The organism is Vibrio syngnathi, assembly GCF_002119525.1.
Lineage (GTDB): Bacteria > Pseudomonadota > Gammaproteobacteria > Enterobacterales > Vibrionaceae > Vibrio > Vibrio syngnathi.
In genome coordinates this window covers 1610256-1634159 of the sequence record NZ_CP017916.1, presented here as the reverse complement: position 1 = coordinate 1634159, position 23904 = coordinate 1610256, and the positions used below count along the sequence as shown (strand labels likewise).

Sequence of the window (23904 nt, the reverse complement as noted above, 5' to 3'; positions counted from 1 at the left end):
AAAGATTGTTATGATTTCTGAAAAGCCTGTGACGAAACGTGTTCAGTCTGGCGGCTGTGCGATCCATTGCCAGGATTGTAGTATTAGCCAGCTCTGTATTCCGTTTACTTTGAATGAATCTGAACTCGATCAACTTGATCAGATCATTGAGAGAAAAAAGCCTATCCAAAAAGGCCAAGAGTTATTTAAAGCCGGTGACGAGCTTAAATCTCTATACGCTATTCGCTCTGGAACGATCAAGAGCTACACTATTACCGAGCAAGGTGATGAGCAGATTACTGCATTCCATCTAGCGGGCGATCTTGTTGGCTTCGATGCGATTACTGGTGACATGCACCCTAGTTTCGCACAAGCGTTAGAAACTTCTATGGTATGTGAAATTCCATACGAAATTCTCGACGACCTATCAGGAAAAATGCCTAAATTGCGTCAGCAAATTATGCGTCTGATGAGTAATGAGATTAAAGGTGACCAAGAAATGATTCTGCTTCTTTCTAAGAAGAACGCGGAAGAGCGTCTTGCTGCATTCCTTTACAACCTTTCTACTCGTTTCTCTCAACGTGGCTTCAGCCCACGTGAGTTTCGCCTAACGATGACTCGTGGCGATATTGGTAACTACCTTGGTTTGACTGTTGAAACAATTAGCCGTCTTTTAGGTCGCTTCCAAAAAGCAGATATCTTGAGCGTTAAAGGTAAATATATCACTATCGAAGATCACGATGCGTTGATGGAACTTGCTGGCGTTTCAAAAGAATAGTCTAGATATCAATGATGTAGTTCAATAATGAGCTACATCATGTTTCTCTCTTAAAACCTCTTATATTTCTCTTATTCTCTCCATAACTACGCTACATTATTTATATGTTCGGTCTGAAAAGTAGGCTTAGTTATGAGTATCTATAACAAAATTTTAGTTGTCGCAGACATTAATCACGATGAGCAACCTGCTCTAGTTCGTGCTATCCAACTTGCCAAGAAAAGCACATCAACAAGCCACATCACTTTCTTTTTATCGATCTACGATTTCTCGTATGACATGACGTCTATGCTCTCTGTCGATGAAAGAGACGCAATGCGTAAAGGCGTAATTCATCAACGTGAAATTTGGATGAATAAAGTGGCGGCTCCTTACCTTGATGATTCCATTGAATTTAACGTGCAAGTGGTTTGGCATAACCGCCCGTATGAAGCGATCATTGCAGAGGTTTACAGTGGCGAGCATGACATCCTAATCAAAGGTACGCGTAAGCACGATACCTTAGAATCTGTCATCTTTACTCCTACCGACTGGCACTTATTGAGAAAATGCCCTAGCCCAGTGCTATTGGTTAAAAATGATTTCTGGCCAGAACACGCGAAGATTTACGCTTCAGTTCATGTAGGCTCTGAAACCGAAGCTCACTTAGAGCTCAATGATACGATGGTCGACAGGTTACTTGAAATCACAGGTCGTTTAGATGCTGAGCCGCTATTGGTAAACGCTTATCCGGTGACACCTGCTAATATCACAATCGAGCTACCAGAGTTTGACCCAACCTCTTACACTGACGCGGTTCGTGGTCATCACTTAACAGCGATGAAAGCGTTGCGCCAGAAACACGGTATGAGTGAAGAGCAAACTGTTGTTGAGCAAGGCTTGCCAGAAGATGTTATTCCTCGTGTCGCGTCTGAAAACAACGCTGCTATGGTGATTCTTGGTACAACCGGCCGTACTGGATTGTCTGCTGTGTTTATTGGTAATACTGCGGAACATGTAATCGACAAGATTAACTGTGACGTACTTGCTCTTAAACCGTCGGGTTACGTAAGTCCACTTGATCCCAATTTGTCTATAGGTTAATACCCTATAGCTGATTTAAAATCATAAAAGAACGCCTCAAGCACTGCTTGAGGCGTTCTTATTTAGATCTTCCGCCATTCCAAATACAGAATCGCGAATATCTCGTTATACGTTAGTCACGTCGATGAACATTGATTCATCAATATTTGATGAGGAAATTTCAGCTTCTTCGAATTCGTAGGCCTTGCGATCTTCACTACGGTCTAGTGGAAGGTTTACGAAATCAAACAGTTCTCGGTCAGCCAGTTGGCTTGGACTTACGTTCTGAATTGACTTGAAGATCTTCTCAACACGACCTGGCGTCTTCTTATCCCAATCAATCAACATCGCTTTAATGTTCTGGCGCTGTAGGTTCTCTTGAGAGCCACACAGGTTACAAGGAATGATTGGGAACTCTAGGTGCTCTGCGTATTGGATTAAGTCCGTTTCACGACAATAAGTCAGTGGACGAATAACAACGTTACGGCCATCATCAGAGCGCAATTTTGGCGGCATTGCTTTCAAGCGTGCACCGTGGAACATGTTCAGGAACATCGTCTCTACAATATCGTCTAGGTGGTGGCCAAGAGCAATCTTAGTCGCCCCAATTTTCTCTGCAAACGAGTACAAAGTACCACGACGAAGACGAGAACATAGACCACAAGTTGTTTTACCCTCTGGCACTTTCTCTTTGACTACGGAGTACGTATCTTTATCTACGATGTAGTAAGGAATGTTCAGAGTTTCGAAGTATTCAGGAAGAATGTGCTCAGGAAAACCAGGTTGTTTTTGGTCTAGGTTTACGGCAACAACATCGAATTTGATAGGTGCAGCTTCACGTAAACGTAGCAAAATATCTAGCATCGCAAATGAATCTTTACCGCCACTAATGCACGCCATTACTACGTCATTCTCTTCGATCATGTTGTAGTCAACGATGGCATTTCCAACATTTCGTCTCAGACGTTTCTGAAGCTTGTTGAATTCAAGTGTTTCTTTTTTATTTTCGTTTTGGTTCATTGCGACTCTCACACCGTCGTATTACCGACTGTAGATTGCTAGTGGGACTGTTTTAGGGCGTGGATTATACGGATTTTTATTTGATGTTGAAATAGTAACGGCAGGATTAACAAGCTGAGTATTGGAAAGATTCCGCTTCTTTTGAGCTTTAAGCTCTCTAAACGGTTAGATAAACGCGTCTTAACAAATTCGAGGTTTGTATAGTAGACAAAGAAAAGCAGCCTTCTCTAAAAGATCAGACTGCTTAAGAATTACTCCCTCAAAGCGTAGGGAGTGCTTCTAGCTAGACTTATTGCGCGGGAATGTACGGTAATACGCGAACCGTTGGCTCTGGAAAAGTGATGCTGTCACTTCCATTCAACTCTTCTAAGGTGAATTTAGCACGCCCTTCTTTAATTGGGATCTGTTTACCGTTAGATAGAGCAATGTTGCCTTCAAGCTTGTCATTGAACTCCAACGTTAACCCTTGGATATCAGGAGTGAACCAACTAGAGAACATGCCGCTGACGTCTTCTAGCATCGCTTGCATCTGCGGTAACAGGCTTTCTAGCTGTGTAACTTCAACAGTTCCAGCTAAAGGCTTTTGAGTCATTACAACGAGCGAATATGCACATTCTTGTTCTTGGGTTTGTACAAAGATAAGAGGGTTTGCTGAACGTAGGTTTTGATCTACAGGTAGAAGGAGCTCATTCGCAGCAGACACTTTTAGCTCTTCATAGTGCTCTTCTTTTTCCATCCAAGCTTTGCTGATGTGACAGGTTTTCTGTGCTTGTTGGTCAACAAAGAACACCGCAACTTTGACATCATCGTGCCCTTCTTTGGTGTTGTTTTTCAGCTGAGTATAGAGTTTAGAATACGTGAACATGTATTCTTGCGCCGAAGCTGGAAGAGAAACCCCAAAACTTAAAGTGGCTAATAAAGCGATTGCTGTCTTTTTCATTATTATAATCTTGTTGAAGTTGAGCGTTTATAAATAGAAAGAGCAGCCAATGAGCTGCTCTTTTGTGATATTGCTTGGTGTCAAACTGACTAAAGAAGTCAATCAAACGGATATCCAAATGAGTTACTTTTTCCAGTATACCTTGTTGTGACGGATCATAGCTTGTAAATCAGTCACATAGTCTGAACCTCGCTCAGAATATTTTAACAAGCCATTGGTCAATTCGGTCGCCGTTTCTTTGGTTAACAGATCATAACCATTTGCTGCCAGTTGCGCACGAATGGCTCTTAAATCTGCATAGGCACGGTTACGATTAAGGTTCATGAAGTAACGATGAACTGATTCTTGGCTTGAAGAGAATGTAGCCACTTCATGCGAGCTGCCTTCGTTACGTTGTAGCGGAACAAGGCCACAACCTTTGCTGTAACACCAATGTCCGAAATAGTTGTTTGCTTTGGTGGCGAAACGTGATGTCCCCCAAGCTGATTCATTAGCAGCCTGTGTCAGTACCAGCGCCTCTGGCAGTACGTTTACGCGACTAAGCATTTCCGTAAGCCAAGCTTGGTCTAATCCTGAAGATGGCACTGGCAAGCTGTATAACTTCCCTAGCCTTTTCGCATACGACACGTCTTCTGAATCAATATTTGTAATGCCTGACTCAGAGATCTTGGTTAAAAACGCACGCTCTTTGGTAATTCGCTTGTTCTCGATGTTGATGCTAGGACGGAGGTAAGAAAAGAAGGTCTCTTTTTTCTTGTCCACATCTTCGATAGCTGCAAAATTTGGTCGATCTGAAGCTACGGTCAAATCACCAAATTCACTTGATGCATTTGAACTTTGGTCTGCCGAGCGTCGGCACTCTTCTTCTTGGTAAAGGTATGGGCCAATCAGTGAGATAGAGCCCACGAGTGCCAGTGCCGTAACTTTGAGCGCAAGAGATTTACTCGCGCTGCCTTTGTTGTTATTACGCATCAAACACCTGAGGATTCTTGTTTTTGTTACGATCGTTACTGTTACTGTCGCCGCCATTGCTTCCGTCGTTATTATCGTCATCGCTCATCGGGCGGTCTGATGCAATCACCTTCAGTTTGATGCCAAACATTTCACGGTAAACAATCCCTTTCACGTGGAAGAAGAATGGAAGAACGAAGATCAAACCAATGCCGTACATCATCGCCGCTACGATGAACATCAGCATGACGATTAGGTAGATAGACGCGACCACGAAGATCTTCTTATTTACTGCTCTCAGAGAAAGCAGCAGCGATTGCATTGGTGGTACTTTCTTATCACAAATCAGCAGAATTGAATTACTGAACGCGAGTGAGAAGTAGATAGACAGAAATGGCAGAATCATCCCTGCAATACCTTGAAGCATTAGGCTGAACAAAGTCACTAGAATAACGGGGATCGTAAATTGCAAACCTTTGCCTATGTGGCGCACTTTAGTTTGAAGACCTGCAGCATGGCTCATTGCCATTAAACAGATGCCGGCATAGATAGGTGCACTGACGACTTCATAGCTAAAATTCGCAATGAAAATCGATTCAACGATCTGGGGTGTAAAGGCCTCAGGGTCGATTACCGCATCTAAGATCACTGCAGGGTCACCAAGTTGCAGTTTTAGTGCGATATAAAAGATAGCCAATTGTACGAACATCAGCGCAACAATCGCAGGGGAAAACGAAAGAAAGTGACTTATCGTATGTTTCCAAGCCTCTTGGAATACAGCCGTTGCTTTGAGCTCATAATCGCCGGAAAGTGCACGGTCGATACTACCGCCCAAATTAAAATCTTTTTCGATGTCGTTGTTCATATTGATACCTAGGTGCGCCAACTAAACGAAGGCACCTAACTTATTGATAAAAAATTACCTTCATTATACCCATATGTCGGATGCAAACTAAAATATGAATCTGTAACAAGGCTTGCTTTTACGTCTTAATGGTTAATAATTAGACACTTATTAGGGTGTAAACCCAACAAATAACAGTATGGTAAAGGATGTTTACTTTTACCTACGAATTTTTTTGTCTTCGAAAGATAAAAAATGCTTTGAATTCACGTTTTTGGTGATTATGATGCGCGCCTTAGAGGTGTATAGCAACAGGTCTCAAATAGAACCAAGGTGGAGAAAAACAGACGTTGAACGCTAAAAAATCAGTAGGTAAGCCAGTAGTACAGCTAACTGGCATCAGTAAAAGTTTCGATGGTAAGGAAGTCATCGGCAATCTGGATTTAAACGTAAATCATGGTGAGTTTCTCACGATTTTAGGCCCATCAGGTTGTGGTAAAACAACCGTGCTAAGAATGATTGCGGGTTTTGAAACGGCGGATAGTGGCGAAATACTATTAGCTGGACAGAACGTAACCCAAGTTCCTGCTGAACAAAGGCATGTAAACACTGTTTTCCAAAGCTATGCCCTATTCCCGCATATGACCGTTTTCGACAATGTGGCATTTGGCTTACGCATGCAGAAAGTTCCAAGCAGTGAGATTGAACCTCGTGTAATGGATGCTTTGAAAATGGTGCGCTTAGAACAAATGGCACAACGAAAGCCACACCAGCTATCTGGTGGCCAACAGCAACGTATCGCAATCGCTCGTGCTGTCGTTAATAAGCCTAAAGTTCTCTTGTTGGATGAGTCTCTATCTGCTCTTGATTACAAACTACGTAAACAGATGCAAATCGAACTTAAACAACTGCAACGCCAACTTGGTATCACGTTCATTTTTGTAACGCATGACCAGGAAGAAGCATTGTCTATGTCTGATCGTATTATTGTTATGCGTGATGGTGTGATTGAACAAGATGGAACACCAAGAGAAATTTACGAAGAGCCTAAGAACTTATTTGTTGCTCGTTTCATTGGTGAAATTAACGTATTCGAAGCGACAGCGAAATCTCGTCAAGATGAAAAACGCATTGTTGCGACAATCGAAGGTGAAGAGTCCATTATCTATCACGATAAAGACGTAACACCGGGTCAAAAACTGCAAGTATTGCTTCGCCCTGAAGATCTTCGTATCGAAGAAATTAAAGAGTCTGAGCAACGCGGTATTGTTGGCCACATTGTCGAGCGAACCTATAAAGGCATGACACTAGATTCAGTCGTAGAACTTGAGTCGGGTATGCGTGTCATGGTTAGTGAATTCTTCAACGAAGATGACCCTGATGTTGATCACTCACTGGGCCAAAAAGTTGCAGTAACTTGGGTTGAGAGCTGGGAAGTGGTATTAGAAGATGAGCAAGAAGTTTAATTTACAAAACGCAATTGTTGCTTTAATCACAGGTTGGTTAGTGCTGTTCGTGATGATTCCAAACATCATGATCATCGGTACTAGTTTCTTAACTCGTGATGAAGCTAACTTGATTGAGATGACTTTTACTCTCGATAACTATGTGCGTTTGGCTGATCCGCTGTATTTTAAAGTGCTGATGCACTCTTTCTATATGGCAATCGTTGCTACCCTGCTTTGTTTAATTATTGGTTACCCGTTCGCCTATATCGTGGCAAAAATGCCTGCGAAGTGGCGTCCAATTATGCTGTTCCTAGTGATTGTACCATTCTGGACAAATTCTTTGATTCGTACTTACGGATTAAAAGTGGTTTTGGGTACTCAAGGGGTTCTGAACAAAGGTTTGTTAGCGTTAGATATTATTGATAAGCCGCTACGCATCATGTACTCAGAAACCGCAGTAATGATTGGTTTGGTGTATATCCTACTTCCATTCATGATTCTGCCGCTGTATTCAGCGATTGAAAAACTGGACGATACGTACCTAGAAGCGGCTAAAGATTTAGGTGCGAACAAACTGCAAACGCTATTGAAAGTCGTGTTACCACTGACTATGCCAGGTATTGTCGGCGGTTGTTTATTAGTGTTATTGCCCGCGTTAGGTATGTTCTACATCTCTGACCTATTAGGCGGAGCAAAGAACCTGCTGATTGGTAACGTGATTAAGAGCCAAGTACTTAATGCTCGGGACTGGCCGTTTGGCGCTGCGACGAGTATTGCACTGACCGTGGCAATGGCTGTGATGCTTTATGCCTACTACCGTGCAGGCAAGTTATTGAATAAGAAAGTGGAGCTAGACTAATGGGTCGCACAGTTAAGTTCAGCTTTATGGCGCTGGTATACGCTTTTCTATACCTACCTATTATCGTATTGATTGCAAACTCATTTAATGCCAATAAATTCGGCATGAAATGGGGTGGTTTTACCACCAAGTGGTATGACGCACTGATTAACAACGACAGCCTAATGCAGGCTGCGTGGCATTCGATCAACGTAGCGGTGTTCTCAGCGACTGCCGCAACGATTGTCGGGAGCCTGACAGCCGTTGCCCTATTCCGTTACCAATTTAAAGGTAAAGGCATCGTCAATGGCATGTTGTTCATCGTGATGATGTCACCAGATATCGTAATGGCGATTTCGCTTCTTGCGCTATTCTTGGTTATGGGTGTGCAACTTGGGTTCTTTACCCTACTTGCAGCGCACATTACTTTCTGTTTACCGTTCGTTGTGGTAACGGTTTACAGTCGCTTGAATGGCTTTGATGTGAAGATGCTAGAAGCAGCAAAAGACTTAGGTGCAAGTGAGTGGACGATTCTAAAACAGATCATCCTGCCTCTTGCTAAGCCAGCGGTTGCTGCGGGGTGGTTATTGAGCTTCACTCTGTCTTTGGACGATGTGATCATCAGCTCTTTCGTAACAGGTCCAACTTACGAAATCTTGCCACTGAAGATTTACTCGATGGTTAAAGTCGGTATATCTCCAGAGGTCAACGCCCTAGCAACAGTGATGTTAGTGGTGTCGTTAATACTGGTGATTATTTCTCAGTTGTTAGCGAGAGAGAAAATCAAGTAAGTCTCCTACTCTTTACTGAGACGGACTTGATAAGATTCAAGTTTAACAAAAGTGTTATTCATAAACAGAATGGTAAATTGCCATTCTGTTTTTCTATCTACTGCCTTTAGGCAACGTTTAGTTTGGAGCTAACGTCAATGAAAAAATGGGCTACTCTATTAGCTGGTAGTGCATGTGCGCTTTCAATGTTATCTGCACCATCGTTTGCAAAAGATGACAAAGAATTGGTATTCATGAACTGGGGACCTTACATCAACAGTGAGATCTTAGAACAGTTCACGGATGAAACGGGCATCAAAGTGATTTACTCGACTTACGAGTCTAATGAGACTTTGTATGCCAAATTGAAAACACACAACAAAGGTTACGACCTTGTGGTTCCATCGACCTACTTCGTGTCTAAAATGCGCGACGAAGGCATGCTTCAAAAGATCGACAAAACCAAGCTGAACAATTTCAAGAATCTAGATACAAACTACCTAGATAAGCCATATGACCCGAACAACGACTACTCTATTCCACACGTAGTGGCGATCACAGGTCTTGCTGTTAACACAGACATGTACGATCCAGAAGATTTCCAAAGCTGGGCTGATTTATGGAAGCCAGAGCTTGACGGTCAACTTATGATGATGGACGACACGCGAGAAGTGTTCCACATCGCACTGCGCAAGTTAGGTTACTCTGGTAACACAACTAACGAAAAAGAGATCGACGAAGCGTACGCTGAGCTAAAAAAACTAATGCCGAACGTTCTTGTATTTAACTCAGATAACCCTGGCGCGCCATACATGTCTGGTGAAGTCGGTCTTGGTATGCTTTGGAACGGCTCAGCTGCTGCTGCGCAAAATGAAGGTCTGCCGATTAAACTGGTTTTCCCTAAAGAAGGCGGCATCGGTTGGGTTGATAACTTTTCTATCAGTTCTGGCGCAGTAAACGTAGAAGCAGCTCATAAGATGATCGACTTCCTACTTCACCCAGAAATCGCTGAGCAAATCTCTCGTGACACTGGTTACCTAACAGCCGTTAAAGCGTCAAACGAGAAGTTCAAAGACAGCCCTGCTCTGTTCCCGTCGCAAGAAGACCTTGACCGTGTTGAATGGCAAGCCGCGGTTGGCGACAAGACAGTGAAGTACGAAGATTACTTCATGAAGCTTAAAGCCGGTCAGTAAGCGAGTTCGTTATCTTATTGCTCCGGTCAACAGAGGCCAATAAGTAACTGGTTTACTTAACAAAACTAGTTAGATCATCAATAAGTAAAAAATAAGAATATCAATGAATAGGCAGCTTAGGCTGCCTATTTTGTTATATCACTGCTATAATATAGCGCGATTTTTAGAAATCCATTTACTTTGGGTTCAATACCCAGCTCCAAATCAAACAAATGAACGGAACAGTAATGAAAAAAACACTGTATACCGGCGCATTGTGTGCTGCTACTTTACTTTCTACACCCTCTTTCGCAGCTGACCAAGAACTGTATTTTTACAACTGGTCTGAATATATTCCAAATGAAGTACTAGAAGACTTCACAGAAGAGACAGGCATTAAAGTCTACTACTCGACTTATGAGTCTAACGAAAGCATGTACGCTAAGTTAAAAACTCAAGGTACGGGTTACGACTTGGTCGTTCCTTCTACTTACTTCGTTTCTAAGATGCGTAAAGAAGGCATGCTTCAAGAGCTTGATAAAACTAAGCTAAGCCACTTTGCAGATTTGGATCCAAATTACTTAGATAAGCCATTTGACCCAAGCAACAACTACTCGATCCCATACATCTGGGGCGCAACGGGTATTGGTATCAACTCAGATATGCTAGACAAGTCTTCAGTTAAAAACTGGGGCGATCTGTGGGATACACAGTGGGAAGGTCAACTGATGATGATGGATGACTCTCGTGAGGTTTTCCATATAGCTCTATCTAAACTGGGTTACTCTCCAAACACGACTAACCCTGAAGAAATCAAAGAAGCCTACGAAGAACTTCGTAAACTAATGCCAAACGTATTGGTATTTAACTCAGATTTCCCAGCAAACCCTTACCTAGCGGGTGAAGTGTCTCTTGGTATGCTTTGGAATGGTTCTGCTTACATGGCACGCCAAGAAGGTGCAACGATTGACATCATCTGGCCTGAGAAAGGGACTATTTTCTGGATGGACAGTCTAGCGATTCCAGCAGGTGCTAAGAACACTGAAGCGGCACACAAGATGATCGACTTCCTTCTTCGTCCTGAAAATGCCGCTAAGATTGCTCTAGAGATCGGTTACCCTACGCCAGTTAAAACAGCTTACCCTCTTCTTCCTAAAGAGTTTGCTGAAGATAAGAACGTTTTCCCACCGCAATCCGTGATGGATAACGGCGTTTGGCAAGATGAAGTAGGTGAAGCGAGCGTTATTTATGACGAGTACTTCCAAAAACTTAAAGTAGACAACTAACTTGTTTACTAGCAACTGAATTGCTTATTAGCAATAACTTAGTTGTTGCTAATAAGTTAAATAAAGCGGCGTAAGCCGCTTTATTTTTATTCAGGATTTATATAGGATAAAGCAAACAATACGAAGTGCGATTACATATGCGAGCAAACCCTATCCTGTTAGTTGTGACTTTTATGCTTTTGGCGTCATTTTTGATGCTTGGCTTGAGCTCATTTATTCATATTGACTCAAACTATGATTTGTTTTTCGAAACAAATACCCTCGTGATCACTATGTACATCTATTATGTTGCACGTCATTCAATTCGTCCCCACAAAGCCCTTCGCTACGGCGCTCTATTGCTCATTTTTAACCTTTTTTATGACGTATCAACCGAGCTTAAGTATCTTGATGAATGGGCCGACCAAAACGAACTAATAGATACCTTCTTGGAAGATGGACTGCTACAAATAGCCTTTCTATTGATCGCTTTTGGTATTACTGAATTAACGAGCAAAATCAAAGACCAAGGTAAACAGGACGAGCTTACTGGCTTGTATAACCGCAAGAAATTCGACGCAATCAAACTTGCTGAGTTTGATCTCATTTACTTCGACTTAGATGGGCTAAAAGAGGCAAATGACCTTAAAGGCCACAACGTTGGAGACTTAATGATTGTTCGGTTCTCTCAGGCTCTGAGGCAAACTGCTTTGGAAGATGAAATGGTGTTTAGAGTGGGTGGCGATGAGTTTGTTGCAACAGCTCAACTCGGTCGTGGTGGCGAGTTTGTCAACCAAGTGACTAACCTACTGCATGGAGAGAACATCAATTTTTCTTACGGTATCGAAGTGACCAACCGAGATAATTTTAAACAGGCATTGGTTGAATCCGATAAGGCGATGTACAAAATGAAAAAAGCTCAACGGCCTGTTCAAAACTCTTGGTGCATGTCTTGCCCGAATATAGAGACACAAAGGCAAACATACGACTAGACCTTTCCTTAAGTAACGTTAGTTTGCCATTGTTGAATGTTGAATGTTGATCGCTAATTGTCACGGTATTTAAAGTTCCAAGCTTAAACGGATCAATAAGCTTATTGGCATTGGGTTCAGGCGGTTAGAGACCCCTTCTCTGAGCATAACAGCTCACCGACTAGCTTAGGTACCTCGATACTCGCCTTGCCGTAACGCTTCTCTTCAAACTCACTCTCAACCGCACTCGGTTCGAGATTTATCTCGATGGTATGCGCACCGTGCATCTTCGCATCATGTACAAATCCTGCAGCAGGATAGACTACCCCTGAAGTTCCGATAGAGATAAAGAGATCTGCTTCTTCGAGTGCTGAATAGATGTCACCCATTCTCAAAGGCATCTCGCCAAACCACACAATATGAGGTCGCATTTGCGCTGGAATTTGACAGCAGTGGCACAATTCACCGGTATGGATGTCGTCTTTGTGCTCTAGAACTTGGTTTGATTCGCTACAACGAGCCTTAAGAAGCTCACCATGCATGTGGATAATGTTGTTGCTACCCCCTCTCTCGTGCAGGTTGTCGATGTTCTGAGTGATGATTGTCACTTTGCCATCAAGTTTGTCTTCAAGCTCACCGAGCGCCTTGTGTGCTGAATTTGGAAAGATACTTTCACTCTGTAATCCATGACGACGCTTGTTGTAAAACGCTTGTACAAGATCAGGATCTTTTGCAAAACCTTCAGGTGTTGCTACATCTTCGATTTTATGGTTTTCCCATAATCCGTCTTGTGCTCGGAATGTTTGTATCCCCGACTCCGCAGAGATGCCGGCGCCAGTAAGAATTACGATATTTCGATATGGGAAATGCATATAACGTCCTTTTCAATATGTCACTTGGTAACAGCTTAGCACTGTTCAAATTCCAACAATAGTTTTAGGGATTAGACCATAGTCTTAGCCAACTGAATTCATTGGCTATTTGTGACATAACTCGCTTGATAATGGTTGCCGATCTTACTTAAACCCTCTGTTTCGCTTTTCACAGAAACAAAAAAAGCGACCGAAGCCGCTTAGTTTTGTTTCACTGATGTCTAAGTGATATAGCTTGAACTCATCAAGGCGAACAACGTTAGTCTTCGTTGATAGACGAGATCTTATGGATTGAAAGATCCGCGCCATTAAACTCGTCTTCTTCACTTAGCCTTAGACCCGTTACCTTGCTCAACACACCGTAGACAACCAATGCACCGATTAAAGCTACCGTAATGCCCGCTAGTGTCCCAATCACCTGAGCGGTAAAACTCACGCCCCCTAACCCCCAGAATGCTTGTTGACCAAAGATACCTGCTGCAATGCCACCCCAAGCACCGCACACGCCGTGTAGAGGCCATACACCCAGTACATCATCAATCTGTGTTTTGTTTTGCATGTAGGTAAATAGGTAAACGAACAAAGCGCCTGCCACGCCGCCAGTCACCAAAGCGCCTAATGGGTGCATTAAGTCAGAACCGGCACAAATTGCGACTAAGCCAGCCAAAGGACCGTTATGGATGAAGCCTGGGTCATTTTTGCCTGCGACTAAAGCCGCTAGAATGCCGCCGACCATCGCCATTAATGAGTTCATTGCAACCAAGCCACTGATGCCGTTGATTGCTTGAGCTGACATCACGTTAAAGCCAAACCAACCCACACATAAGATCCAAGAACCTAGTGCTAAGAATGGGATGTTAGATGGTGCGAAGTTAGTGTGTTTACCTGCACGAATACGGCCTTTACGCATACCTAAGAAGTAAACCGCGACCAAAGCAATCCAACCGCCAACGCCGTGAACTACTACAGAGCCTGCGAAGTCATGGAATCCGTAACCAAACTTGCCTTCTAGCCATGCTTGGAAGCCAAAGTTACCATTCCAAATGATGCCTTCAAAAAACGGGTAGATGAAACCAACGGTAAATAGTGTCGCAATCAAGATTGGGTAGAAACGGGCGCGTTCTGCAATACCACCAGAAACAATCGCAGGAATGGCGGCTGCAAACGTCATCAAGAAGAAAAACTTCACCAGCTCGTAACCATTACCTTGCGATAAGGTTTCTGCATCTGCAAAGAAATGCGCACCGTAAGCCACCCAGTAACCGATAAAGAAATAAGCTATCGCGGAGACACCAAAGTCCGAGAGGATCTTAACCAGCGCGTTCACTTGGTTTTTCTTCCTTACTGTACCGACTTCTAAAAAAGCAAAACCAGCATGCATTAAGAAGACCATGATGGCGCCTAATAATAAAAACAGAGTATCTGAACTCTGCGTCAAGCTCTGTACTGCGCTATGAACTTGGGTAACCGTTTGACTCATTAAAGCTCTCTCCCTTAGCTTTGTCTCAATTGCACTAGAACCGTGCGAATTGATGCCGTAATTAATTAAAGACTCAACAGTAAACGCAAGATGCGTTCCAACACGCTCACGTAATTTTCGTGCAACAAGCTTTTAATTTAAATCTTTGATTTTATGAGGCTTAAATTACCAGTGCACTTTTTTGGATATTTTAGGTGATGGGATATTTAAAATTAATTGCACCAATTGAGGGAGTTGCACCATATTGGAGCGGTCAATATCAAGCTTGGTTCGGTTTTAGAACTACCCCAAACATTCTGAAGAATTCACCAAAAATCTTCTTCTCAGTTAACTAGCTTCTTGTTCTGGGAGACAAAAAAAACCCAGTGACTCGAATCACTGGGCTTTCTATACGATGGTTGTTTTGAGTAAATCGCCTCTAGATAAGTTGTTATCTAGTTCGTCTGATACTCACTACAGGTTTGGTCCTGTTGTCGGATTTTGCGGTAGGTTTTGACTTAAACGCTGCATACCTTGATACATACGAATAAACCAAACCACAATCGCAACACCACCAAACAACATGCCCACATATGGAATATAGTAAGCGATGTCATCGATAATATGGTTTTGATACCAGTAATCGTTCACACCGATCAACACGCCATTAGAGGTCGCTACCGTGACGATAAGCACGACAAAGAACGTTAAGTTCAAGAAGAATGAGCGAATCAAGCCATAGTAATGGGTATCCACTACTTCGCCGTCTTCGCCTTTATCTAATCGATAGCCCGCGTAGACGATGGCAATCACACCAGACAGAAGACAAGTAAATGGGGTAAAGCAGCTTAGGATGTAAGCAACCCAAATACCCTTATGAGGTTTGTTCATTCTTATTCACCCCTTCCGTTTTCTCTGTTGCTACGTTAGCGCTTTGTTCAACGCTGTTTTTTTCTTGTTCCATCACTTCTTTGTACCAAAGGTCATGGTGCTCTTTAGCCCAAGTTTCATCGACTTCACCGGTTACCATGCCTTCTAGTGCGCCTTCCATACCGAACAAGCCAATATAGATGTGGAACACAAAACCACAGATAAGGATCAGAGCAGCAAGCATGTGAACTAAGTTCGAAAGCTCCATATCACGACGGGTTTGACCGAAGATTGGGAAGTCCAAAACCAAGCCACTGATCGCAGCGACACTACCCATAACAATCAATAGCCAGAATAGCGCTTTCTCACCTGCGTTCGAAAACTCTGCAGATGGATGAGAACCTTTATGTTTCCCGACCATACCACCCAGTTTTATGAACCACTGGATATCGACCATTTTGAAGATCGACTTGCGCCACCACTTGATAAGTACAGCCATCAACAGCACATAGAAAATCGGGCCGATGTAGTTGTGGTATTGCTTCGCCAATAGAACGATAAAGCCCCAAAGGTCAGTTGGAATGTACGGCTTCAAAAAGTGCTTGCCGTAAACCAACATCAAACCACTGAAAGCCAGTGTTAAGAAGGTAAACGCCATACTCCAGTGCAAGGCGCGGTCCAGTCGTGACCAACGTTTGATCTTACGACCCGTTCTTGGCGCACTCAGCATTAAGGGGCCAATTACAACGTACATTAAGGTAACGAAAGCAATACTGCCAAAGATAGCGACAGCACCCGCTGGTGACATCCACTTCTCTTTCAATATGTACCACGTTTGGCCTGGTGCACTGATCAACACACCGTGCTCAGCAGACTGAGATGTGGTGTAACCTTCTTCACCGTTTCTTACTTGTCGCCAAAAATCAGCGCCAGCAAGTTGTGTGATTTCTCTTTCTGCACTACTCGATTGAGTTTGTGAAGCGTTAGTCTCTGATGCATGGCTCATAGGAGACAGCATTGTTAGTGCTGCCAACATCGGCAGCACAACAAGGAAGAGACGCTTAAACATTGTAAGCATATGTCTCTCCTACCTAGCTCTTCATCGCATCGTAAGAAAGGTCGTTGCCGTCTGTCCAGCCAGCACCCTTCGCACCGCGTTCTACAACACGCTGACGGAAGATATCAGAGACTTGCTCAGCATCACCTGCAAGCAGCGCTTTTGTCGAACAAAGCGAAGCACACATTGGTAACTTGCCTTCCGCAATACGGTTCGCACCGTACTTCTGACGCTCTTCCACAGAACCTGGCTCTGTTTCAGGGCCGCCAGCACAGAAGGTACATTTGTCCATCTTACCGCGCTCACCAAAGGCTTCCTGTTTAGGGAATTGAGGTGCGCCAAACGGACAAGCAAACAAGCAGTAACCACAACCGATACATAGATCTTTATTGTGAAGTACGATGCCGTCTTCTGTATGTTCAAAACAGTCTGCTGGGCAAACTGCCATACAAGGTGCATCAGTACAGTGCATACACGCTACTGAGATAGAGTTTTCACCCGGTTCACCATCGTTCAGTGTTACAACGCGGCGACGTTGAATACCCCATTCCAGAGCATCATCATTTTCGTTCTTACATGCAGTGACACAACCGTTACATTCGATACAACGTTTGGTGTCACAAAGAAATTTCATTCTAGCCATTTTAAGACTCCTTACGCTTTACGAATATTACAAAGGGTTACTTTCGTTTCCTGCATCAACGTGACAGGGTCGTAACCATATGTGGTTGCTGTATTGGCTGCTTCACCAATAACGTAAGGATCAGTGCCTTCTGGGTACTTAGAACGCAGATCTTCGCCTTCGAACTTACCACCGAAGTGGAACGGCAAGAACGCTAAACCCGGTTTAACACGACGAGTGACCATCGCTTTCACCTTGATTCGGCCTTTCTCTGCACCTTCAACCCAAACGTCATCACCATCTTTGAAGCCAAGGTCGTTCGCGTCTTTCGGGTTCACTTCAACGAACATCTCTTGTTGAAGTTCGGCTAGCCATGGGTTTGAACGGGTTTCTTCACCACCTCCTTCGTACTCAACCAGACGACCAGAAGTCAGAATAATCGGGTACTCACCAGACTTGTCTTGGTCTTGAATGGATTTGTACAGCGTAGGAACACGGAAGATTGCTTCCTTGTCATCCCACGTTGGGTAGTCAGCAACTAAGTCGCGACGTGGTGTGTAAAGTGGTTCACGGTGCAGTGGAACTCGGTCTGGGAATGTCCAAACAATCGCACGCGCTTTCGCATTACCAAACGGAATACAACCATGCTTGATAGCAACACGTTGGATGCCACCAGAAACGTCAGTCTTCCAGTTTTTACCTTCAGCAGAGGCTTTTTCTTCTGCTGTTAGGTCGTCCCACCAACCCAGTTGCTTCAGCAGTTTGTCACTGAACTCTGGGTAACCATCTTTGATTTCGCTGCCTTTCGAGTAGCTGTCTTCAGCCAATAGGTTTTGACCTTCAAATTCCACACCGAAACGCGTACGGAAGTTACCGCCACCCTCTGCAACAGGTTTAGACGTATCGTAAAGGATATGCGTACCTGGGTGTTTCATTTCTGGGTTGCCCCAACATGGCCAAGGCAGACCGTAAGTCTCGCCATTTGCTGGGCCACCTTCTGCAGCAAGCGTTGTTTTGTGGAACGTGTGCCAATTTTGTTGGTGTTCTTTCAAACGCTCTGGGCTTTGACCTGTGTAACCGATCGTCCACATACCTTTGTTGAATTCACGAGTGATGTCTTCAATCAATGGTTGGTTGTTCTCAACACGGATGTTTTTGAACAGCTGATCAGAGAAACCAAGCTTCTTAGAAAGAAGGTACATGATTTCATGGTCAGGCTTTGATTCGAACAGAGGATCAACAACCTTGTCACGCCACTGTAGAGAACGGTTTGATGCCGTTACACTGCCGTAGGTTTCAAATTGAGTGGTTGCTGGAAGCAAGTAAACGCCATCAGTACGATCGTTCATTACTGCCGCGACTGTTGGGTATGGGTCAACGATAACCATCATATCCAGCTTCTGCATCGCCTTCTTCATCTCTGGACCACGAGTCTGAGAGTTCACCGCGTGACCCCAGTACAACATGGCGCGGATGTTTTCGCGTTGACGAATCTTGTCTTTGTCTTCAAGCACGCCATCAACCCAACGAGAGACAGGAATACCTGCACTGTTCATTGGTTTTTGACCACCGTATGCGTTGTCGTCGAAACGTCCTTTAACCCAGTCAAAGTCGATATCCCAAACTTTAGACCAATGGCGCCACGAACCTTCAGACAAGCCGTAGTAACCCGGCAACGTGTCTGATAGTACGCCAAGGTCAGTTGCGCCTTGTACGTTATCGTGACCACGGAAAATATTTGCACCGCCACCTGATTTACCGATGTTACCTAGCGCAAGCTCAAGGACACAGTAAGCACGTGTGTTGTTGTTACCCGTAGTATGTTGAGTACCACCCATACACCAAACGATACAACCCGGACGGTTTTCTGAAAGCAGTTTTGCTGTGTGGTAAACGTCTTCTTCGCTAACGCCTGTTACACGCTCAACTTCTGCTGGGTTCCACTTCGCAACTTCTTCACGGATCTCGTCCATGCCGAATACCCGTTGGCGGATGAATTCTTGGTCTTCCCACTTGTTAGCAAAGACATGCCATAACAGACCCCAGATAAACGCAACATCTGACCCCGGGCGCAGAGAAACATAGTGATCAGATTTCGCAGCAGTACGCGTACGACGAGGATCCGCAACAACGATCTTACAGTTGTTCTTCTCTTTCGCGATTAGGATGTGTTGCATCGCAACCGGGTGAGCTTCTGCAGGGTTTGAACCAATGAACAGCATCGACTTACAGTTGTGCATGTCATTGAACGAGTTGGTCATCGCACCGTAACCCCAAGTGTTTGCAACACCGGCTACTGTGGTTGAGTGACAAATACGCGCTTGGTGGTCAACGTTATTGGTGCCCCAAAGCGACGCCATCTTACGGAATGCGTAAGCTTGCTCGTTACTGTGTTTCGCACTACCTAGGAAGTAAACGGAATCAGGACCAGACTCTTTACGAAGTTCTAGCGCTTTGTTACCGATCTCTTCAATCGCTTGTTCCCAAGAAAGTTTCTTCCACTTACCGCCTTCCAATTTCATTGGGTACTTAAGACGACGTTCACCGTGGCCGTGCTCACGCAGTGCAGCACCTTTCGCGCAGTGTCCACCAGCATTAAATGGGTGATCGAAAGCAGGCTCTTGACCTGTCCAAACACCGTTTTGAACTTCAGCGTAGATACCACAACCCACAGAACAGTGAGAACAGATAGTACGTTTCACTTCTGTTTTCGCTTCTGGATCGACTGATTTAGCTTGTGCTTTCTTCATCATGCCCGGAGCGAATAGACTTGCGCCTACAACCGCGCCACCAGCAGCAAGTGAAGTGTTTTTCATGAAGGCGCGACGAGACACACCTAGTTGATTGGTTTCTTTGCTCACACTATCGGAGCGTTTGACAAGTTTCATCCGTTATCTCCTAAAGTGTGTCGTAGTAATCGCGAATATGTTGCGTTTCACGATAGCCCGTCTTCTTCACGTCTTTTTCAGGCATTTCAACCGTTTCTGAAGCAGTTGCCACTTTGGTTGTTCCAGCGACAACGGCTCCAGCGACGGCTGCAGTCGTTAAACCTTTGAGTAAGTCTCTACGGCTTGTGTTTATCTCTTTATTATCTTTCATCATTGCTTCCTTACCTTACGGTAGATCTTTTTGGAGGCTTAATGCCCCTCTATCGATATAATCGCGTACTGCTCGATTACTCGTAATCAGTGACGTTTTTCACATCAATCTTTAATTTGTGTTTACTGCTTTTTGTGTTCACGCTGAAACAAACTTGCTCCAACGTTAAGAATGCTTCACACAGCTGAGCTGCCGATTTGTAGAAGTTCGCACTTTCTGCACTTTCAAGCTGACGTGTAAAAGAGTTAAACCAAGGGCCAAGATGCTTATTGAAAACGGCTTGTTGAAGCGCTTCTTCTTCGCCGGTTAGCATCGCCATTACTTCACACAATGCAGCAATATGATCTTCTGGTTCTTTCACTTGATCATCACGTTCAATGCCTAAAAGCTCTAGGTCATGACGAATCTCTGCTAATGGTTTTTCCATCATGGCGCCAGTTCTATGCCAAGAGCCAAATGGAACAATCTCTCCGCGGCCAATGCCAATGAAAAGATTTTGATACTCATCTTCTAGTGCTTCGCGGTTTGATTCGGTTGCGGCTTGTTGAATCGCAATCCAAGCCTTTTGCATCGCACTCTCAGACGCTTCAATGTCTAGCGTCTTGAGAAAGTCGATCACCTCTTCAGAAGGTGCGCTACGAAACAATGCAGAAAGAACCAGATAGATTTCAGTTCTTAGTGTCTGTTCTTGCTTTAATTCTTTTGCGAGCTCAGGCTCTTGTGCCTGATCCAAATTAGTATCCAAGGCCAACTCCTAGTATTTCAATTGTTTCAATGGGTCTTGAGCCATTGAATCGAACATGTCTACCACACGGCAGTCTTCACACATCGCAATACGATTAATTGCTGTCTCATCTGAGAAATGAGAGTGACCGCGTAACTTATTTTGTAACATGTCAATCATAGACTGCGGTGCGAATGGTTTATGACAACGTAAACATTCCGCGGCTTTCTCTTCATGAATCACAACAGCGTTCTGACGTTCCTCTTTCACCCAATTCATACGAGGAGTCAGAGTAAGAACATTCTCAGGACATGCCTTTTCACACAGACCACATTGAATACAGTCTTGTTCGACAAACTTAAGGGATGGAGAGGCGCCATCGGTATGAAGAGCACGTGTAGGACACACCGCCACACAACTCATACACAAAGTACAATCTTTGCTTTCACACGAAACCGTGCCGTATGGTGCATTCGAAGGAAGTTCAACAATGTTTTCAACTGGGATACGAGACGAAGACATCGCATCGAGTGCTGTGAACAGACGTTGACGTTTATTGCCTTGAAGATCGCCAAGTGCAAGGTCGAAAGAATCAACGCACAGTGTTGGAGGCCCTTCACGTAGAGATTCTAAATACAGGATATCGATGGTTTCTTTTGGAACACCGATTTGGTCTAGTAGCTCTTGAGCAATCCCTACTTCGTTATTCAGAACACGAATGATCGTCTCTGGCATAAAACGAGAAGCAGCAAACAGAACCTGAGTTGCGCCATTCACTAGCGCTGCAAACCAAGTATCAATACCAATAGAAGGCAGTTCTTCAACCACGATTGGAATAACGTTATCTGGTAGTGCTTTTAGCGCCATTACATTGTAAGTCTCATGACGAGAGCTACAGATAAGTACGATTGGATCCAGACCGCCCGCATGTTCATAGTTAGCTAGCGTACGTTCAATGAACTTTTGAGTATCGTCAGGGCTTGGAAGCGCATAGGTAATCGCTTCTGTAGGACAGCTTGTTGCACAAGTTCCTACGCCTTGACATAGATAAGGGTTAATCTCGATCTTGTGACCTGTTTTGTCTGAGCCTTCACTTGATAGTGCGCCAGCAGGACAAGCGTCAACACAGCGTTCACACCCTTTTACGCCACGAGAACTGTGCGCACAAAGGTCAGTGTCTAAACGGAAGAACTTAGGCTTATCAAATGTACCCATTAGCGTTGGAATCTCTTCCAGTGCTTCGGCCAGTTTTGGATAGCCTCGGCCCACTGGGTAATAACCCGGTACAGGCACTTCTTCTGTCATGCAGCTATTCAGACATAGGTCTAGAACAACATCGAAACAATCGTGATTAATCGCGATTTTCGCCAAGTTGCTTGATGTGCCTTTACTCTCAATCACAACTTCAAACGTGCCAAGGAAACCGGATACTTGAACCGAATTCGCGAAGTACAGTTCTGGGTTTTTGCCCTTTTCGCCGTCTGTCGACAATAAGGTTAAGCTCGTCAATTGAGGTAATTGAGCCGCAGCACTTTCGATGATCGCAGTTGGACCAATAATAAGAGTATTACCGCCGCTTTCGTAGCTAACAGTAGGTGGAATCAGATTTGTTAACTCAACTGTATTTTCAAATGCATACAGTCTTGCTTTAGCGTTATTTGAAGTTGCTTGTTCTAATAATTGTTTAAGCATTGCTCAGTTCCATCTTTGGACATGGATAATCTGTTCAACCTTCATTGTAGTAAGCGATAGAGAACTTGCTGAGTAATCCGTTAACAACTAACCCTTTAGCCAGTATCCCGCTCGTCAGACTATGAATTCGTCTATCTACAAAAAAGTTGATAATAAACGTTATTTAGCAAATGCCATGCCAATTCAATAAGCCTTATATATCAATAATTTAATTCTTTATAGCGTTTATTGTGCGTATAAAAAAACCGCTTGGGACATTTTGTCTCAAGCGGTTCATTGAGTATTTAGTCAAAATGTACCTATTCTTTGTGTGGTATATTTTGTCCCATCTCTTTCAGGTCAGCCTCGTCTGACATTGTAGCGTTATCATCTGATACTGTGTTTTTATACAGATCTCTTTCTTGTTCGGTTATTTCGGCACTTTCTGACGTTTCAAATTCATTATCAGATACCTCAAGATCGCTTTCAGTACCTTCTAAAACGTCACCCTCATCTTTATTATCAATGACTTGCTCTTCTTCTGGTGTGGTTTCTTCTTCCGTCTTATCTTTAACCCAATCTCGTAAGGTTTCCGCAACCCCTTCAGAAAGAGACTTCAAATTACTGTAATCGTCGTCGTAATCATCTAAACCATCACGAACGTTGAATTCTTCTGAGAGGAATAATTTACGCAATGCCGCTTTTTTTACGCTTTCTGATGCTTCTGAAACCAATAATTGAGCTACAGACAAATCTTCAGTGGCTTCTGGTACGGAACCTTGAGTGTCAGCAGCGTGAACTTCTTCATTGGTTTCTAAAGTTTCACTCTCTAAAGACTGAGGCGTTGCTGATTCCATTTCAGACGAAAGATCAGCAGGTGAAATCTCAGAAGATGAAGAATCAGAGGGAGTGAGTGCTGTTGCTTCCAGTGTTTGCTCTACTTCCCAAGGTTCGTCAGTGGATTCATCAAGCTTTCGTTGAGACCAACGACTAAAGAAGTTAGTTGCCATTTGATCTTCCCGCGCCTTTGCGTTTCTTACGTCTTGTTTCTAATAACTCGCCATGACGACCGATGAACGCTTCCATCCAAGCTTGTACTGGTAATGGAATGTCGTAGGAAAGCACTTGGTTGTCACCGTCCATGTATTGCCCTGCAACGGTTTGTGAGGCAGTAAGTAACTGAATGACGGGCTTAACATCAGAATCGACATTATCCATTACTAAGAAAAGCTTAGGTTGCTGAGAGCTTAGGTTGAATCGATAGTCTGTACGCTCGTCTTTATGTAATTGGAGTAAACAAACGTCTTGGGCATCGTCTTCTGGCGACAGTTCAAACCCGGTCAATTCCCATTGCGTCGTTACCCAGATACCTGTTTTGATCTCTTTTTCTATTCTTTGGACACCGATTGGCCAAGCTGCTTCTGTTTTTTCATATTGTTCTTTGAATTCTTTTATCTCAGACATACTTCACCCAATTGATTTTCTTCGGCCT

Annotated in this window: 23 protein-coding genes; 8 read left to right on the top strand and 15 right to left on the bottom strand. The window is 43.8% G+C overall.

Annotation, left to right across the window (positions count from 1 at the left end):
* Nucleotides 1-10 precede the first annotated feature (10 nt).
* Together fnr and uspE are read left to right on the top strand one after the other, a co-directional pair.
* Nucleotides 11-757 carry a fumarate/nitrate reduction transcriptional regulator Fnr gene (gene fnr, locus K08M4_RS07625; protein ID WP_009846714.1) on the top strand — a complete coding sequence of 249 codons (747 nt, stop codon included), beginning with the start codon at nt 11-13 and terminating at the stop codon, nt 755-757.
* A 132-nt stretch (nt 758-889) separates the two neighbouring features.
* A complete protein-coding gene (gene uspE, locus K08M4_RS07620; protein WP_017097864.1) occupies nt 890-1840 on the top strand; it encodes a universal stress protein UspE in 951 nt (316 codons plus the stop codon).
* A gap of 105 nt (nt 1841-1945) precedes the next feature.
* On the opposite strand, the gene ttcA is transcribed toward uspE, so the two are convergent.
* From ttcA to K08M4_RS07600, 4 genes are all read right to left on the bottom strand, one after another.
* The gene (gene ttcA, locus K08M4_RS07615; protein ID WP_086049447.1) at nt 1946-2839 is read right to left on the bottom strand and encodes a tRNA 2-thiocytidine(32) synthetase TtcA; all 894 of its coding nucleotides are present in this window, start codon (nt 2837-2839) and stop codon (nt 1946-1948) included.
* Nucleotides 2840-3128: 289 nt separating this feature from the next.
* A complete protein-coding gene (locus K08M4_RS07610; protein WP_086049446.1) occupies nt 3129-3779 on the bottom strand; it encodes a DUF2987 domain-containing protein in 651 nt (216 codons plus the stop codon).
* Nucleotides 3780-3902: 123 nt separating this feature from the next.
* Nucleotides 3903-4751 (bottom strand): glucosaminidase domain-containing protein, encoded by an 849-nt coding sequence (locus K08M4_RS07605; RefSeq protein ID WP_086049445.1) that lies wholly within the window; start codon nt 4749-4751, stop codon nt 3903-3905.
* Nucleotides 4744-5595, bottom strand: coding sequence for a DUF2189 domain-containing protein (locus K08M4_RS07600; RefSeq protein ID WP_086049444.1), 852 nt, complete (start codon nt 5593-5595; stop codon nt 4744-4746). Before K08M4_RS07600 ends, K08M4_RS07605 begins: the two co-directional genes overlap by 8 nt.
* 329 nt (nt 5596-5924) lie before the next feature.
* Here K08M4_RS07600 and potA point away from each other — a divergent pair, with 329 nt between their 5' ends.
* The 6 genes from potA (at nt 5925) to K08M4_RS07570 (ending at nt 12059) form a co-directional block, all read left to right on the top strand.
* The gene (gene potA / locus K08M4_RS07595; RefSeq protein ID WP_009846720.1) at nt 5925-7040 is read left to right on the top strand and encodes a spermidine/putrescine ABC transporter ATP-binding protein PotA; all 1116 of its coding nucleotides are present in this window, start codon (nt 5925-5927) and stop codon (nt 7038-7040) included.
* Nucleotides 7024-7881, top strand: coding sequence for a spermidine/putrescine ABC transporter permease PotB (gene potB, locus K08M4_RS07590; RefSeq protein WP_012603924.1), 858 nt, complete (start codon nt 7024-7026; stop codon nt 7879-7881). Before potA ends, potB begins: the two co-directional genes overlap by 17 nt.
* On the top strand, nt 7881-8651 hold the full coding sequence (gene potC, locus K08M4_RS07585) for a spermidine/putrescine ABC transporter permease PotC (protein ID WP_004733706.1): 771 nt from the start codon (nt 7881-7883) through the stop codon (nt 8649-8651). Before potB ends, potC begins: the two co-directional genes overlap by 1 nt.
* 137 nt (nt 8652-8788) lie before the next feature.
* On the top strand, nt 8789-9823 hold the full coding sequence (locus tag K08M4_RS07580) for an extracellular solute-binding protein (protein ID WP_086049443.1): 1035 nt from the start codon (nt 8789-8791) through the stop codon (nt 9821-9823).
* Nucleotides 9824-10050: 227 nt separating this feature from the next.
* Nucleotides 10051-11088, top strand: coding sequence for an extracellular solute-binding protein (locus K08M4_RS07575; RefSeq protein WP_086049442.1), 1038 nt, complete (start codon nt 10051-10053; stop codon nt 11086-11088).
* Nucleotides 11089-11213: 125 nt separating this feature from the next.
* Nucleotides 11214-12059 carry a GGDEF domain-containing protein gene (locus K08M4_RS07570; protein ID WP_086049441.1) on the top strand — a complete coding sequence of 282 codons (846 nt, stop codon included), beginning with the start codon at nt 11214-11216 and terminating at the stop codon, nt 12057-12059.
* Nucleotides 12060-12175: 116 nt separating this feature from the next.
* On the opposite strand, the gene cobB is transcribed toward K08M4_RS07570, so the two are convergent.
* The 11 genes from cobB to K08M4_RS07515 form a co-directional block, all read right to left on the bottom strand.
* Nucleotides 12176-12910, bottom strand: coding sequence for a Sir2 family NAD+-dependent deacetylase (gene cobB / locus K08M4_RS07565; RefSeq protein ID WP_086049440.1), 735 nt, complete (start codon nt 12908-12910; stop codon nt 12176-12178).
* A gap of 259 nt (nt 12911-13169) precedes the next feature.
* Complete coding sequence (locus K08M4_RS07560; protein WP_086049439.1) at nt 13170-14390, bottom strand: ammonium transporter; 1221 nt, start codon at nt 14388-14390, stop codon at nt 13170-13172.
* A gap of 453 nt (nt 14391-14843) precedes the next feature.
* Nucleotides 14844-15260 (bottom strand): hypothetical protein, encoded by a 417-nt coding sequence (locus K08M4_RS07555; protein WP_086049438.1) that lies wholly within the window; start codon nt 15258-15260, stop codon nt 14844-14846.
* On the bottom strand, nt 15244-16317 hold the full coding sequence (locus tag K08M4_RS07550; RefSeq protein WP_086049437.1) for a formate dehydrogenase subunit gamma: 1074 nt from the start codon (nt 16315-16317) through the stop codon (nt 15244-15246). Before K08M4_RS07550 ends, K08M4_RS07555 begins: the two co-directional genes overlap by 17 nt.
* Nucleotides 16318-16330: 13 nt before the next feature.
* Complete coding sequence (gene fdh3B, locus K08M4_RS07545) at nt 16331-16939, bottom strand: formate dehydrogenase FDH3 subunit beta (protein WP_010440854.1); 609 nt, start codon at nt 16937-16939, stop codon at nt 16331-16333.
* 11 nt (nt 16940-16950) lie between these two features.
* Entirely contained in the window at nt 16951-19806 is a 2856-nt protein-coding gene (locus tag K08M4_RS07540; protein WP_086049436.1) for a formate dehydrogenase subunit alpha, read from the bottom strand.
* A 10-nt stretch (nt 19807-19816) separates the two neighbouring features.
* The gene (locus K08M4_RS07535) at nt 19817-20017 is read right to left on the bottom strand and encodes a twin-arginine translocation signal domain-containing protein (RefSeq protein WP_198299325.1); all 201 of its coding nucleotides are present in this window, start codon (nt 20015-20017) and stop codon (nt 19817-19819) included.
* Between the two features lie 76 nt (nt 20018-20093).
* Entirely contained in the window at nt 20094-20762 is a 669-nt protein-coding gene (locus K08M4_RS07530; RefSeq protein ID WP_435532558.1) for a TorD/DmsD family molecular chaperone, read from the bottom strand.
* 9 nt (nt 20763-20771) lie between these two features.
* Entirely contained in the window at nt 20772-22433 is a 1662-nt protein-coding gene (locus K08M4_RS07525; RefSeq protein WP_086049433.1) for a 4Fe-4S binding protein, read from the bottom strand.
* 299 nt (nt 22434-22732) lie between these two features.
* Complete coding sequence (locus K08M4_RS07520; protein ID WP_086049432.1) at nt 22733-23422, bottom strand: DUF3306 domain-containing protein; 690 nt, start codon at nt 23420-23422, stop codon at nt 22733-22735.
* Complete coding sequence (locus K08M4_RS07515) at nt 23412-23876, bottom strand: DUF3305 domain-containing protein (RefSeq protein WP_086049431.1); 465 nt, start codon at nt 23874-23876, stop codon at nt 23412-23414. Before K08M4_RS07515 ends, K08M4_RS07520 begins: the two co-directional genes overlap by 11 nt.
* Between the last annotated feature and the right edge of the window lie 28 nt (nt 23877-23904).

Coding starts and splice junctions, on each gene's coding strand:
- fnr (WP_009846714.1), top strand. CDS start 11: ATGATTTCTGAAAAGCCTGTGACGAAACGTGTTCAGTCTGGCGGCTGT.
- uspE (WP_017097864.1), top strand. CDS start 890: ATGAGTATCTATAACAAAATTTTAGTTGTCGCAGACATTAATCACGAT.
- ttcA (WP_086049447.1), bottom strand. CDS start 2,839: ATGAACCAAAACGAAAATAAAAAAGAAACACTTGAATTCAACAAGCTT.
- K08M4_RS07610 (WP_086049446.1), bottom strand. CDS start 3,779: ATGAAAAAGACAGCAATCGCTTTATTAGCCACTTTAAGTTTTGGGGTT.
- K08M4_RS07605 (WP_086049445.1), bottom strand. CDS start 4,751: ATGCGTAATAACAACAAAGGCAGCGCGAGTAAATCTCTTGCGCTCAAA.
- K08M4_RS07600 (WP_086049444.1), bottom strand. CDS start 5,595: ATGAACAACGACATCGAAAAAGATTTTAATTTGGGCGGTAGTATCGAC.
- potB (WP_012603924.1), top strand. CDS start 7,024: ATGAGCAAGAAGTTTAATTTACAAAACGCAATTGTTGCTTTAATCACA.
- potC (WP_004733706.1), top strand. CDS start 7,881: ATGGGTCGCACAGTTAAGTTCAGCTTTATGGCGCTGGTATACGCTTTT.
- K08M4_RS07580 (WP_086049443.1), top strand. CDS start 8,789: ATGAAAAAATGGGCTACTCTATTAGCTGGTAGTGCATGTGCGCTTTCA.
- K08M4_RS07575 (WP_086049442.1), top strand. CDS start 10,051: ATGAAAAAAACACTGTATACCGGCGCATTGTGTGCTGCTACTTTACTT.
- cobB (WP_086049440.1), bottom strand. CDS start 12,910: ATGCATTTCCCATATCGAAATATCGTAATTCTTACTGGCGCCGGCATC.
- K08M4_RS07560 (WP_086049439.1), bottom strand. CDS start 14,390: ATGAGTCAAACGGTTACCCAAGTTCATAGCGCAGTACAGAGCTTGACG.
- K08M4_RS07555 (WP_086049438.1), bottom strand. CDS start 15,260: ATGAACAAACCTCATAAGGGTATTTGGGTTGCTTACATCCTAAGCTGC.
- K08M4_RS07550 (WP_086049437.1), bottom strand. CDS start 16,317: ATGCTTACAATGTTTAAGCGTCTCTTCCTTGTTGTGCTGCCGATGTTG.
- fdh3B (WP_010440854.1), bottom strand. CDS start 16,939: ATGGCTAGAATGAAATTTCTTTGTGACACCAAACGTTGTATCGAATGT.
- K08M4_RS07540 (WP_086049436.1), bottom strand. CDS start 19,806: ATGAAACTTGTCAAACGCTCCGATAGTGTGAGCAAAGAAACCAATCAA.
- K08M4_RS07535 (WP_198299325.1), bottom strand. CDS start 20,017: ATGAAAGATAATAAAGAGATAAACACAAGCCGTAGAGACTTACTCAAA.
- K08M4_RS07525 (WP_086049433.1), bottom strand. CDS start 22,433: ATGCTTAAACAATTATTAGAACAAGCAACTTCAAATAACGCTAAAGCA.
- K08M4_RS07520 (WP_086049432.1), bottom strand. CDS start 23,422: ATGGCAACTAACTTCTTTAGTCGTTGGTCTCAACGAAAGCTTGATGAA.
- K08M4_RS07515 (WP_086049431.1), bottom strand. CDS start 23,876: ATGTCTGAGATAAAAGAATTCAAAGAACAATATGAAAAAACAGAAGCA.